The sequence below is a fragment of the Pauljensenia sp. 20925_1_25 genome, assembly GCF_041433955.1.
In the GTDB taxonomy this organism is placed as follows: Bacteria; Actinomycetota; Actinomycetes; order Actinomycetales; family Actinomycetaceae; genus Pauljensenia.
The window spans coordinates 70734-83697 of the sequence record NZ_JAPWCL010000005.1 but is presented as its reverse complement, the minus strand read 5'-3'; the positions used below and the strand labels follow the sequence as shown (position 1 = coordinate 83697).

The 12964-nt window shown below is 66.0% G+C and carries 11 protein-coding genes; 6 read left to right on the top strand and 5 right to left on the bottom strand.

Going from position 1 to position 12964, the window contains the following annotated elements; translation table 11 throughout:
* Window positions 1–35 precede the first annotated feature (35 nt).
* On the top strand, window positions 36–1025 hold the full coding sequence (locus tag O3932_RS03775; RefSeq protein ID WP_009648713.1) for an L-lactate dehydrogenase: 990 nt from the start codon (window positions 36–38) through the stop codon (window positions 1023–1025).
* A gap of 65 nt (window positions 1026–1090) precedes the next feature.
* Here the strand turns inward: O3932_RS03775 and lexA are convergent, their stop codons facing one another.
* On the bottom strand, window positions 1091–1771 hold the full coding sequence (lexA, locus tag O3932_RS03770; protein ID WP_371536343.1) for a transcriptional repressor LexA: 681 nt from the start codon (window positions 1769–1771) through the stop codon (window positions 1091–1093).
* Window positions 1772–1956: 185 nt separating this feature from the next.
* On the opposite strand from lexA, the gene O3932_RS03765 reads away from it, so the two are divergent.
* Together O3932_RS03765 and nrdR are read left to right on the top strand one after the other, a co-directional pair.
* Window positions 1957–2421 (top strand): LysM peptidoglycan-binding domain-containing protein, encoded by a 465-nt coding sequence (locus O3932_RS03765; RefSeq protein ID WP_371536339.1) that lies wholly within the window; start codon window positions 1957–1959, stop codon window positions 2419–2421.
* Window positions 2422–2476: 55 nt separating this feature from the next.
* Window positions 2477–3034 carry a transcriptional regulator NrdR gene (gene nrdR, locus O3932_RS03760; RefSeq protein ID WP_314567039.1) on the top strand — a complete coding sequence of 186 codons (558 nt, stop codon included), beginning with the start codon at window positions 2477–2479 and terminating at the stop codon, window positions 3032–3034.
* A gap of 53 nt (window positions 3035–3087) precedes the next feature.
* Here the strand turns inward: nrdR and O3932_RS03755 are convergent, their stop codons facing one another.
* From O3932_RS03755 to O3932_RS03745, 3 genes are all read right to left on the bottom strand, one after another.
* Window positions 3088–5040, bottom strand: a complete 1953-nt coding sequence (locus O3932_RS03755) for an AMP-binding protein (protein WP_371536336.1) — start codon at window positions 5038–5040, stop codon at window positions 3088–3090.
* An 87-nt stretch (window positions 5041–5127) separates the two neighbouring features.
* The gene (gene serA, locus O3932_RS03750) at window positions 5128–6333 is read right to left on the bottom strand and encodes a phosphoglycerate dehydrogenase (RefSeq protein ID WP_299239009.1); all 1206 of its coding nucleotides are present in this window, start codon (window positions 6331–6333) and stop codon (window positions 5128–5130) included.
* Between the two features lie 60 nt (window positions 6334–6393).
* Window positions 6394–8667 carry an AAA family ATPase gene (locus tag O3932_RS03745; protein ID WP_371536334.1) on the bottom strand — a complete coding sequence of 758 codons (2274 nt, stop codon included), beginning with the start codon at window positions 8665–8667 and terminating at the stop codon, window positions 6394–6396.
* A 181-nt stretch (window positions 8668–8848) separates the two neighbouring features.
* Here O3932_RS03745 and O3932_RS03740 point away from each other — a divergent pair, with 181 nt between their 5' ends.
* Window positions 8849–9925 carry a PAC2 family protein gene (locus O3932_RS03740; protein ID WP_009648711.1) on the top strand — a complete coding sequence of 359 codons (1077 nt, stop codon included), beginning with the start codon at window positions 8849–8851 and terminating at the stop codon, window positions 9923–9925.
* A gap of 97 nt (window positions 9926–10022) precedes the next feature.
* Here the strand turns inward: O3932_RS03740 and O3932_RS03735 are convergent, their stop codons facing one another.
* The gene (locus O3932_RS03735) at window positions 10023–10844 is read right to left on the bottom strand and encodes a spermidine synthase (protein ID WP_371536331.1); all 822 of its coding nucleotides are present in this window, start codon (window positions 10842–10844) and stop codon (window positions 10023–10025) included.
* Window positions 10845–10892: 48 nt separating this feature from the next.
* Between O3932_RS03735 and dinB the strand changes: the two genes are divergently transcribed.
* On the top strand, window positions 10893–12230 hold the full coding sequence (dinB, locus tag O3932_RS03730) for a DNA polymerase IV (protein ID WP_371536328.1): 1338 nt from the start codon (window positions 10893–10895) through the stop codon (window positions 12228–12230).
* Window positions 12231–12297: 67 nt separating this feature from the next.
* Entirely contained in the window at window positions 12298–12717 is a 420-nt protein-coding gene (locus tag O3932_RS03725; protein WP_371536326.1) for a DUF3040 domain-containing protein, read from the top strand.
* Window positions 12718–12964: the final 247 nt, after the last annotated feature.

The following is a 12964-nucleotide window of genomic DNA, read 5'->3' as shown; positions in this document are numbered from 1 at the left end:
GCAAGGGAAACGCCTGCTCACACTAGGAGAGACACGTGGAAAACAAAGCGCAGACCCTGTACCCCTCAAAGTCCTCTGGACGTCCTTCGAAGATTGCCATCATCGGTGCCGGTGCCGTTGGTACGGCCGTCGCTTACGCGTGTGCGATGCGCGGCGACGCTCGTTCAATCGTCCTTCAGGACATTAATAAGCCTAAGGTCGAGGCCGAGGCCCTCGACATGGCCCACGGCATTCAGTTCACCCCCGCCGGATCCATTGAGGGTTCCGATGACGTCGAAATCGTTCGCGGTTCCGACCTCATCATCGTGACGGCCGGCGCGAAGCAGCAGCCCGGGCAGTCCCGCCTAGAGCTGGCTGGCTCGACCGTCAACCTCATGAAGAAGATCGTTCCGAACCTGCAGAACGTGGCACCCGATGCCCGTTTCATGTTCGTCACCAACCCGGTGGATGTCGTCACCTACGTGGCCCTGAAGCTGACCGGCCTGCCCCGCAACCAGGTCTTCGGTTCGGGCACGGTGCTCGACACCTCCCGTCTGCGCTACCTGGTTTCGCGCGAGACCGGCGTGGCAACCCAGAATATCCACGCGTACGTTGCCGGCGAGCACGGTGACTCCGAGGTCGCCCTGTGGTCCAGCGCCGAGATCGGCAACGTTCCGCTCTCCCAGTGGGGTCCGACCCTGTCCGGCGGCGTCTTCGACTCCGCACTGCGCAACTCCATCGCTCAGGAAGTCGTCCAGAGCGCCTACAAGATCATCGAGGGCAAGGGCGCGACCAACTACGCGATCGGCCTGTCCGCCGCGAACATCGCCGGCGCGGTCCTGCGCGACGAGCAGCGCGTCCTGACCATCTCGACGCTGCTCGAGGACTGGGAAGGCATTTCGGACGTCGTCATGGCGGCCCCGACCATCGTGGGCCGCGACGGTGCCGGACGTGTCCTGAACCCGCCGCTGACCCTCAACGAGCGTGACGGCCTGACCGCCTCGGCGGAGCGTCTGCGCCAGGTGGCCCGCGACCTGGGCTTCTGATCCTGTCATAACGACGTCAATGGTGCCGACCCCGCGGGGTCGGCACCATTGCTATAAGCGGGGAATCAGAGGGATCGGATAACGGTGACGACCTTGCCGAGGATGGTGGCCTCGTCGCCGGGGATGGGGGAGTAGTCCTTGTTGTGGGGCAACAGCCACACGTGTCCATCCGTGATCGACAGCTCTTTCACGGTGGCCTCGCCGTCGATCATGGCTGCCACGAACTCACCGTTGCTGGCGTCGTTTTGGGCGCGGATGACGACGTAGTCTCCGTCGAAGATACCCGCGTCGATCATGGATTGGCCGGAGACTTCGAGCATGAAGAGGTCGCCGTGACCCGTCATGGAGGTGGGCAGGCGGAAAACCTCTTCGATGTGCTGCTCGGCGGTGATGGGAGAACCCGCAGCAATGCGGCCGACGAGCGGGATGGCGCTGCCCTCCTCCTCCACGTGGGACATCGGAATTTCGATGGGCACGACGGGGGACGAGGCCGGACCAGGCAGAGCGACGCCGAGTGCGCGTCGCGCCTTGTCTGTCAGGTCGAGGGCGCGCGGCAGCCCGGGTTCGCGCGCGAGGTAGCCCGAGGATTCGAGAGCATCAAGGTGGTGTTTGACAGTCGAGGGTGAAGCCAGCCCGACAGCGGATGCGATCTCTCGCACAGAGGGAGGGAAACCGCTGGAGGTCAGCTTGTCGTTGATAACGTGCAGGATCGCGCGGTGTCGCTCACTGATCGCTCGCTCGCTCATGGTCCCTCCTTCGTGGGTGTGGACGCAGATGTGCATGGGTGGCCGTCCACTGGATACGTCAATTTTAAGCCGACAACACGCAATATGAAACATATGTTCGAGTGGGTCTCGACATTTGCGGCGGTGCATGCTATCGTACAGGTGTTCGACGAACATATGTTCGATACTGTTGTTTGGAGGTTGTCATGAGTGTCTCGTACTCTCCCACGCCTGCCGTCTCCTTCCCCGCGCGTCGCTCGCCGATACGCCCGGCGCAGGATGCACCCCTGGCGACGGTTCGTGACATTGCGTCGGCCCCGTCCGTCCGACGGCGCATCGAGGCGCAGCGGGCGGACGATCCCGCTTTCCTGCGACCTCCTGCGCCTCCTCGTCGGCCTGAGAAGCCTTCGCGCCGGGGCATGGTTGCAGGCACTTTCGCTACCCTCGCGCTCTCCGTGGGTGCGGGCATCCTGGGGCTGGCCCTCCAGCCCGATACCTATGACGGTCCGACCGTCATTAAGGCTGCCGTCAGTGGGGACTCCGTTTGGTCGATGGCGCAAAACGTTCGCAGTGAGCGTCCGCTCGAAGAGATTGTCGCGGATATCGAACGTCTTAATGACATCAGTGGTGCCATCCATCCCGGGCAGCGCGTCGTCGTGCCGGTTCGATAGGGGTGAGCCTGGGACTCCTGGGACAGGGGAGGGGGTGAGCGTGTACCGTTGAGGGGTGCACTGCCCTTTCTGTCATAACCCTGACTCGCGCGTCGTCGATACGCGCATCGCCGATGACGGTGCCTCGATCCGGCGCCGTCGCGAGTGCACGCACTGCAAGAAGCGTTTCACAACTCTGGAGACATCGTCGTTCCAGGTGGTGAAGCGTTCCGGTGTGGTCGAATCCTTCTCGCGCAACAAGGTCGTGTCCGGCGTGAAAAAGGCATGCCAGGGCAGGCCCGTCTCCGACGATCAGCTCGCGATCCTCGCCCAGCAGGTGGAGGAGCAGCTGCGCTCCACCGGTGTCTCCAACGTCTCCACGAACGAGGTTGGCAAGGCTATCTTGCCGTTCTTGCGCGACCTCGATGTCATCGCCTACCTGCGCTTCGCCTCCGTGTACCGGGCCTTCGACACCCTCGAGGACTTCGAGGAGGCCATTCAGGCGCTGCGTGAACGCTCGCAGGCGGGCGAGAGTGCATCTCCTGAGCAGACGCCGGTGGCCTCGAAGAAGGCGCGTAAGCCTCGTGCTAGCCGCAAGCGTACTGCGGGGCAGGCGCTGCTCGGAGACGAGTAGCGCCCGCACCCCACGCCCTGCTGGTGACTCATCAGTGCTGCGATGAACGAAGCTTACTTCTCGTCCTGATTGGCGCGGCCGCTCGTTGTCGTGGTCAGGCGGCGCATGGCTTCGCTCGACGCTTCGGCCACCGATTCGCGTGCCCCGGCTACGGCCTCGGACATGGATTCGCGGGCAACGGCGACCTTTTCGGACATCGTGTCGCGCGCTCCGGCTACGGCCTCGGACATGGATTCGCGGACGACGGCGACCTTTTCGGACATCGTGTCGCGTGCTCCGGCCATGGCTTCAGACATGGCCTCGCGTGCCCCGGCGACTGCTTCGGTCGCGGCGGCCTGCGCGCCCATGATCTGCTCGCGTACCTTTTTGCGCATGACCTTGCCCAGCTGCGAGCGCGGCAGCTCGCTCATGACGACGATCTGGCGGGGCAACGCGTAGTGGGCGAGAGACTTTTCAGCCCACTTGCGCAGCTCAGCGAGCGTTACCGAGGCGCCGGCCTCGAGAACGATGGCGGCGACAACGTCTTCACCTCTCTCTCCAGCGGGCACGCCGACGGCGGCGACGTCGGCCACGCCCGGCATGGAGCGCACGGCGTCCTCCACCTGGGAGGGGTAGACGTTGAAACCGGAGGAATTGATCATCTCCTTGCGGCGGTCCGCCATGTAGATGAAACCGTCGCGCACCTGGACCAGGTCGCCGGTGCGCAGCCAGCCGTCGGACGTGAAGACTTCGGCGGTTTCGTCGTCCTGATTCCAGTAGCCGGAAAAGACCTGAGGGCCCGATGCGATGAGTTCGCCGACGTCGCCGTCGGCAACGTCGTGGGTGGGATTCTCGGGATCGACGATACGCACGCGCGTGGAGGGGAAAGGCAGGCCGAGCGCCCCGCGTGCGCGCGAGGAAGCCAAGGGCGAGCCGAGGAGGACCGGAGAGGCCTCGGTCATGCCATAACCTTCGATCATGAGACCGCCGGTCGCCTCCTCCCATTTCTGGGCTAGCGGTGCCGACAACGGCATCGCGCCGGACAGGGAGAAGTGGATCGAGGACAGGTCAGCATCCGTGCCCTCGGCGGCTGTTAGGAGGCGTTCGTACATGGGGGGAACGCCCAGGAAGAACGTGCAGGGCAGGCGGCGCTGGGCGGCGAGCACGAGCGTCGTGTCGAACTTCGGGAACATGGCGATGGTCGCGCCCAGGCGCAGGCCAGCTAGGAAGCTCGCCGTGAAACCGAAGGCGTGGAAGAGGGGGAGGATGCAGTAGAAGACCTCGGCACCCTCGTGGAGGACGGACACCCACGCAATGCACTGTTCCACGTTGGCTTGTAGATTCGCGTGCGTGAGTGCGGCCGCCTTCGGTACGCCCGTCGTGCCGCCGGTGTGGATGAGGAGGGCGATGTCCTCCACGGAGGAGGAGCAGGGACCTTCCCACGGCCTCGCGGCGCGCATCGCGCGCGTCCACGAGCGCGCCCAGGCCGGGCGAGGACTAGTGAGCTGATCGCGTTTCTCGCGCGCCGCCTTCAACGGCAGCTTGAGCGCCAGGCGTGAGGCCGCGGGTAGTGCGCTGGCCAGGTCCACGGAGAAGGTGGTGTGGCCTCGCCCGAGGAAGGTGAGCTTTTCCAGGGTCTTGGACCAGGCGATGGTGACGCGGGCACCGTGGCGCTTGTATTCGTTCTGGAGTTCGCCCGAGGGCGCCAGGGGGTTGTGTTCGACGACGATGGCCCCCAGTAGCATCGTGCCGAGGACGGCGACCGCATGCTGAGGACAATTCGGCATGACGAGGGCGACACGGTCGCCGGGGCGCACGCCCGCCTGATGCAGCGCGCCCGCGCATCGACGCATGTCCTGGGCCAGCTCGGAGTAGCTGAGCTGACGGGCGAAAAAGTCGATGGCTGCGCGAGTGGGGTAGCGGGAGGCGACCTCCAGGACCATGTTTGGGATCGGTTGATCCGGAGTTGCGATTTCGTAGGCGACCCCGGGCGCGTAGAACGCTCGCAGCCGTGACGTCAGATCCATCTGTGCTCCTTCGGTGATGCTGCCCCTACGATACCGTAAGTTAGGGCCGCATTTGACCAGCTGGCAACGCGACGAACACGACAGTCTTTATAGCGGAGTTGCAATCAGTCGGATGGTCTCGGGCAGGTGGCTCAGCTCTTCGAGGGCCTCGCGTCCCAGACCCGCTGAGATGTCGGTGAGCACGTAGCCGACCTCGTCCATGGTGGCCAGAATCTGCGCGTCGACGTTGGCCTCGGAGGAGGCGAAGATCTGGTTGACGCGTGCCATGACGCCGGGCACATTGCGGTGGATGAGGCGCACGCGGTAGCGCGAGCGCTTGCCGATGTTCATCGTCAGGTTCGGCAGGTTGACGCTCATGTCGGTTGAGCCGCTGGCTTGGTACTCGCCGATCTTCGCGGCGACGAATCGGCCGATGTCGTACTGCGCTTCCTCAGTGGACCCGCCGATGTGGGGGGTGAGGATGACGTTGTCGAGGGTGGCCAAGGGGGACGTGAAGGGGTCGCCGTTGGCGCGTGGCTCCTCCGGGAACACGTCAATGGCCGCACCACCGAGGTGGCCGGAGACGAGTGCGGCGTGCAGGGCGTCCACGTCGACGATGTGTCCGCGCGAGAGATTGATGAACAGGGCGCCGGGCTTCATGAGCTCGAATTCGGTGCGACCGATCAGGTTGGTGTTGGACTCCTGGCCGTCCACGTGCACGGAGATGATGTCGGCTTCGCGCAGCACGGCCTCCATGGTGGGCATCTGTGTGGCGTTGCCCAGGGCGAGGCGCTCGGCGGCGTCGTAGAAGATGACATTGAGGCCCATGGCCTCGGCGAGGACGGAGAGCTGCGTGCCGATGTTGCCGTAGCCGATGATGCCGAGAGTGTGTCCGCGCACCTCGTGGGCGCCGTCGGCGCTCTTGTCCCACACGCCGCGGTGCAGGCGCGAGTTCTTGACGGTGACGCGGCGTGACAGGTCGATGATCTCGCCGATGGCCAGCTCGACGACGGAGCGCGTGTTGGAGTAGGGGGCGTTGAACACGGCGATGCCCATCTCGGTGGCCGTAGCCAGGTCGATCTGGTTGGTGCCGATGCAGAAGGCGCCGATAGCCTTCAGGTTCGGGCGAGCGCGCAGCACGCGCTCGGTGACCTCGGTCTTGGAGCGCAGACCCACGTAGTCGATGCCGTCAAGCGCGTCGATCAGGTCGTCCTCGGACAGGGCACCCGTCACGCGGGTGACCTCAATGCCAAACTTCGCGAAGATATCGTCGGCGATTGAGTGAGGGTTCTCCAAGAGTAATGCTCGTGTCATGACTCCATCATGGCAGATGAAAGCACAGTTAGTGTGCCGTTGTCACTGTGTGGTCACTGATTACCACTCTTCCATGCCGGCGGGCAGCGGGCTGGCGTGGACGACGTGGACGTCGTGGGTGGCGCGCGTGAGAGCGACAAACAGGTCGCCGATGCCGTCGCTCATGATCTCACCGGGTTCCACGAGGACGACGGAGTCAAACTCGAGTCCCTTCGACGCATTGGCGGACAGCAGAGCGACGCGCTCGGACAGGGCGGTTTCCCCGTCCACGTCGGCACCCCACGCGCGGGCGCGCTGCGCGCCGACGATGATGGCGACGCGTCCGCGAGAGACACCCGCCTCACGGTCGAGGCGTTCCTCGGCGATCCGCTGGGCCTGACGCGCGGCCTCCCACAGGGGATCGGTGCTTCGGGACGAGGCCGTGGCATTCTCGGGTGCCTCCACGTGGGTGACGCGGTAACAGCCCTCGACGTCGCGCACAGCGGTCATAGGGTAGAGGACGGGTGCCCCCGCACGTGCCACGACGCCCTCAGCGAGGGTCGTGAGCGTCGCGGGGGTACGGTACGACACGGTGAGCGCGTACTCGGCGGCGAAGGCTCGGGCCGCGGGACCCAGAGCCTTCTCCCACGAGCCGGGACGTTTCGAGCCGCGGCGCTGATCGAGGTCGCCGACGACCGTGAAGGAGCGAGACGGGCAGCGGCGCAGCAACGCACGCCACGCCATGGGGGAGAGCTCCTGCGCCTCGTCGACCACAATGTGGCCGTACGCCCACGCACGATCCTTGGCCGCACGCTCGGCCAGGGGAGTCCACGTTTCCTGGACGGCCGTATGCTCGGCGAGCATCTGCGCGGTGACGATGCCGCCACCGAGGTTCTGCCCCTCAATCGCGGCGCGCGCACGCTCGATCTCGGCCGCGTCCGCCTTCTGCGTGGGCGCCGACGTGGTCGGCATGGGCCCCAGAAGTTCCTCGCACTCGTCCAGGATCGGAACATCCGAGATCGTCCAAGGCGCCGAGCGCGGGCGCACGAGGAGTGCCAGCTCGTCGGGCCGCAGGGGGGACTTCGCACGCCGATTCGCGGACGCCAGCACCTCCGGGCGGGCATACAGGCGACGCAGCAGCGTCTGCGCGCTGGTCGGCATCCACGCCGTGTTGATTGCACGGCGGCAATCCACCGAGTCACGGATCTCGATGAGCCACGAGCGCTTGACCTCGGGATCGACGTGGCCTTCCGAGTCCGCGTCCCCGGCCTCGCGCGCCAGACGCAGCGCCAGCACGTCCATGAGTTCGCGTGCGAAGAACTCGCGCGCCACGTTGTGCGGGCGTCCCGAACGCTTGGCGCGCCGACGCGCCCCTTCGACGTCCGCTTGCGTCAGCGTCACCGTCCGGTTCCACACGCGCAGCTCCTGATTCCCCTTGGGGAGCTTCGCGAGCTGACGCACCGCCTCCTTAATGATCGCCGCCCACGCCGGCAGTCCCTTAATCCGAGCCACGGCCTCATCCTCAGACGAACGCGCGTGCACGCCCGGCACGAGGTCTCCCATCGTCACCGATACGACGCCGGTTTCACCCAGGGACGGAAGAACCTGCTCAATGTAGCGCAGGAACAGACGCGAAGGCCCCACCAGGAGGACACCCGAGCGCTCCAGGCGCTCGCGGTGCGCGTACAGCAGGTAGGCGATGCGGTGCAGCGCGACCGCAGTCTTACCGGTGCCTGGGCCGCCCTGGACGACCAGGAGGCCTTTGTCGGAGGCGCGGATGATGCGGTCCTGCTCAGACTGGATGGTGGCGACGATGTCGCCCATACGGCCGTCGCGCGCCTCGCTCAGGGCGTGCATGAGAGCACCCTCGCCCTGCAGTTCCAGGCCCTCGGCACCCGAGGCGTCGAGGAGTTCGTCCTCCAGGGCAGTCACGCGCCGGTTCCGGGTCGAAATGTGGCGCCGACGCACGACGCCGTCTGGTTCGGCCGACGTCGCCTGGTAGAAAGGGCGCGCGGCTGGGGCGCGCCAGTCCACGAGCAGGGGAGTGCCGTCCTCACGCGACAGCGATAGGCGACCCACGTGGCGCGTCGAGGCGTCCACCATGTCGAGTCGGCCGAACACGAGACGCTCCTCCACGCCCTCGAGGCGTGCCGCCATCTCACCCAGATGCGCGGACAGAGCCTCGCGCTCCGTCCAGGCTTGCGCGTTGCCGACCCCGTGCGTCGAATGGACGCGGCCCTGGCGGTCCCGATAGGAAGCGCGCAGAGCGTCCAGGCGCTCGTAGGCGGCGTCGACGAAGTCCTGTTCGGGCAACGGAAGATCCGCGTGTGAGTGCTGGCGTGCGCCCGTAGTCATGGGTCCTCCTCGATTTTGGTGGCCTTCTATTGTCGCTCACTTTTCGTCGTTATGCTGTGAGCAGCCGATATTCGAATCGCTGCCCTACGCCCCCAGCTCAAAACGCGTCCCCGCATGACGCGAAGGGGGCCACGCGGGTACGTTAGACACGAGGCGCTAGATCGAGCATGAGGAGGATGACGTGAGCATCACCGCGACCGACCTTTACAAGGACGGGCCCGCCGCAGGCGCGAAGGCCAAGATTCTCCTCATCCATTTCGATGGGGCGATTGACGCAGGCGCCGCCGGACGCCTGGCGATTGGGCAGATGCTGCGCTCCCTGCACAATGAACGCGTTGCGACCTTCGATGCCGACGCGCTCATGGACTATCGGTCCCACCGGCCGATCGTGACCGTCAATGACTGGGTGTCGTCCCCGGACATGGTGATGCCCGAAACCGTCCTCGACCTGGTGGAGGACGACATGGGTAACCCGATCCTGGTCCTGCACGGTGCCGAGCCGGACTCACACTGGGAGTCCTTCACGAACGCTATCAACGACATTTGCGAGCGCGCGGGCGTCGAGATCACTTTCTCGCTGCACGGCGTGCCCTCCGGCGTACCCCACACGCGGCCGACCCCCGTCCATGTCCAGGCGACCGATGCCTCCCTGCTGCCTTCGGGCGGAACCAAGATTGCGAACCACATGCAGTTCCCCGCGCCCCTGTCCACCTTCGTGCAGATCCGTCTGGGTCAACGAGGCATTGGCGGACTCGCGCTGCTCGGTGCCGTCCCGTACTACATGTCGGACACCGGCTATCCGGCGGCCTCTTCGGCGCTGCTCACCTCGTTCGCGAAGTTCGCGGACCTGTCCCTGCCCGTTGGCGACCTCGAACAGGGCGCTGCGCAGGACCAGGAGAACATCGAGAAGCTCGTCGAATCCAACCCCGAGATTTCCCACACCGTCTCCAACCTCGAGGAACACTTCGATGCGTGGAGCGGCGGGGACGGCGCGATCCCGCTGGCCGGCATGGCTACGCCTGCCGCAGCCCGGGATGAGGATAAGTCCACCAAGGACATCGGCGACGTCATCGAGGCCTATCTGGCGCAGGTCTCCCGCGCTAAGGCCGAAGAGCTGGAATCCGTTCAGCGCGCGTCCCTCGTCGATGACTCGGAGACCCCTCCCAAGCCTGACACCCTCGAAGATGTGCTCGCCCGCGTCGAAGCTCGCCGCAAGGGCAAAGGCCCCGGCCCCGCCACGCCGCGTCATCGCGCCTGAGCGTCAGGGCAACCGCAGGCAGTGCCCCTGAGCACCCGCGTCGTGCCCACGGTTCCACGTGCCCGGGACGCCGACCGGCGAACGGGGGCAGGCCTCGTCAGTGAGCCGGGGGATAGCTGACCTGCTCGTCCGTGAGTGCGGGGCATCCCGCCACCCAACGCTCCAGCTCGCGAGGCCTCGTGATGCGCGCGGGCAAGGCCAGCATGCGCAGAGCCCGGTCGATGTCATCCACGTTCACGACACCCTCATTGCACGCCACGGCAACCACATTGCCGCGCCGACCGCTGCGGCCCACCTTCGGATCCTGAATCGAGGCGACGAAAGGAAAGACCTCCTGCAGTGCCGCCACATCCTGGCGGGCGTTAGCCGCGCCCCCATGCGCGCAATTCACCAGGTACACGCCCCTACCCGTCAACGCGCGACGAACAAGCCGAGCGCACTCGAGCGTACGCAGGTGAGCAGGCGTCACACCCGAAGCAAACGCATCGCGCACGATCACATCGAAAGACCCCTCGCGCGTCGCCTCCACGACCGAGCGGCCATCACCCACGCGGATCTTCACCTGCGGGGCCTTCGGGATCGGGAAATGCTCGCGCACCTGCTCAGCCAAAAGCCGATCCACCTCCACGGCCACGTGTCGGGAGGACGGGTACGAGGCCGACCACGCGCACGCCAGAGCACACGCCGCGCCACCCACGTGCAGCGCACGGAAACGATCCTGCGCACCCCACACGGCGCGCACAACCGCGCTCATGTGCTGCATGTACTCAAACTCCAGGTAGGTCGGATCCGACGTATCCACCGCCGAAGACTCAACCCCGTCCAAGAACAATGTCGCGCGCGGACCATCCCAACGGATTCGCGCCGCCCCGGCATCCGTCTCGAAGGAGATGTCGCGTGACGAAGATAAGCGTGCCATGGTGGACACTGTAACCACGGGATTGCGCTCGCTGCTTCAGGAGGTGACATGTCAAACGCTCCCAGGGACGCGCGCGCCAAACGCGACTGGGGATCCGACGACTCCGCCACCCCGATCCTCCACGTCGACATGGACTCTTTCTTCGCACAGGTCGAGATGCGCGAAGACCCCTCCCTGATCGGACGCCCCATCGTCGTCGGCGGCACCTCCGGCCGCGGCGTCGTCACATCCGCCACCTACGAAGCCCGCGCCCTCGGCGTACGCGCCGGCATGCCCACCTCACGCGCCCGCGCCCTGTGCCCCACAGCCGCGTTCATCCCCGGCAACCACGCCCTCTACCGGCACTACTCCCACCAGGTCATGGGGATCCTCGCGACAATCACGCCCGCCCTCGAACAAGTCTCCATCGACGAAGCATTCCTCGACGTAGCCGGTTCACGCCGTCGTCTCGGCTCACCCACCCACATCGCCCGCCTCATCCGCACCCGCATCCGCGAGGCCGTCGGCCTCCCCGCATCCGTGGGCATCGCCGCCACCAAATCCGTCGCCAAAATCGCCTCCTCACACGCCAAACCAGACGGCCTCCTCCTCATCCCCAAGGACGCGACAGTCGAGTTCCTACACGGCCTCCCCGTCGGAGCCCTCTGGGGAGTCGGCGGCAGAACCGGTGCCATCCTCGACCGAGAAGGCATCGACACCATCGGCGACCTCGCCCACACACCCATCACCCGCCTCACCAAACTCCTCGGCGTCGCATCAGCCCACCACCTCCACGACCTATCCTGGGGCATCGACCCACGCGCCGTATCAACCTCTCGCCCCGAAAAATCCGTCGGCATGGAACGCACCTTCGAAGACGACGTGCGCTCGCGGACGCAGATCGAGCAGTTCATCCTGGCTGCCTCCCACGACTGTGCGCGCAGGCTGCGCTCCGGCGGGGTCGTCGGATGGACCGTCGGTATCAAGATGCGTGGCGCTGACTTTCATACGATCACGCGCAGCATCAGCCTGGTCGCACCCACCGACACCGGACGCGATATCGCCCGCGCTGCGCAGTCTCTGTTTGCTCGAGAGGACATGCCCATCGGGGGAGTGCGCCTGTTCGGCGTGCGCGTCGAGGGATTGCAGTCCCGCTCCGACGGCGTCGCCGTGACCCTGGACCGAGACGAAAAACCAGCGGCCTCCGAGCGTGCGATGGATCAGATTCGCTCCAAGTTCGGTGCCGGTGCCCTGGCACCCGCGACCCTTCTGGGCACTCAGGTTCCCGCTCGCCGTTCGTTCGGCGGTGACGCTGCGCAGGATGGTCAGGGTTCTCGCAGTGCCGAGGCATCGGCCCGACAGGGCGGTGACGCGCGGGGCAGTGGCGAGCAGGGGACGCTCCTGTGAGCCGGTTCGTCGCAGGCACCGGGTGCACGCTAAGCTTGAATCAGTAATCGTCCGAAAGGGGCAGGCAATGGCTCTCACCGAGTATGAGAAGAAGATCCTCGAGCAGATGGAAGCGTCTCTGCGCGAGGAAGATCCCGCGTTGGCCTCGCAGATGTCTTCCCCGACCCTCGACGAAGATGAGAACGAGTCCGCCCGAGGACAGAGGACCCCTCGTCGCATTGCTCTCGGTTTTGCTGGGGCCGTCCTGGGCATGGTCGTCCTGGTCGTCGCAGTCTCGCTGGGCTACTCGATCATCTCGATCCTCTTGGGCGTCGCGGGCTTCGCCCTCACCGTCGCCGGGATCCTGTACGCGCTGTCTCGCCCGGAGGCTGCGTCCTCTGACCGCTCCCGTGCCCCCAAGCAGAAGAAGAACAACGAGAGCGGTGGCTGGGATTCGTTCATCCAGGATCAGGAGCGTCGCTGGGACGACCGTAAGAACGACGACTGAGTCGACCGACACGGCAAGAAAGAGCGGGGGAGCGCGGCGCGCACCCCCGCTTCGCGCTGCGTGGGGAGTAGTCCCCACCCCGCTCCCCACTGTGCTCTACGGGGCAGCTCCACCTTGCTCCCCGCCGTGTCCCGCGGGGCCTCCCCACCCCGCTCCCCTCTGTGCTCCCCGGGGTCGCTCCACCCCGCTCCCCACTGTGCTCCATGGTCTGCTCCATCTTGCTCCCCACTGTGTTCCCGGGGGCCTC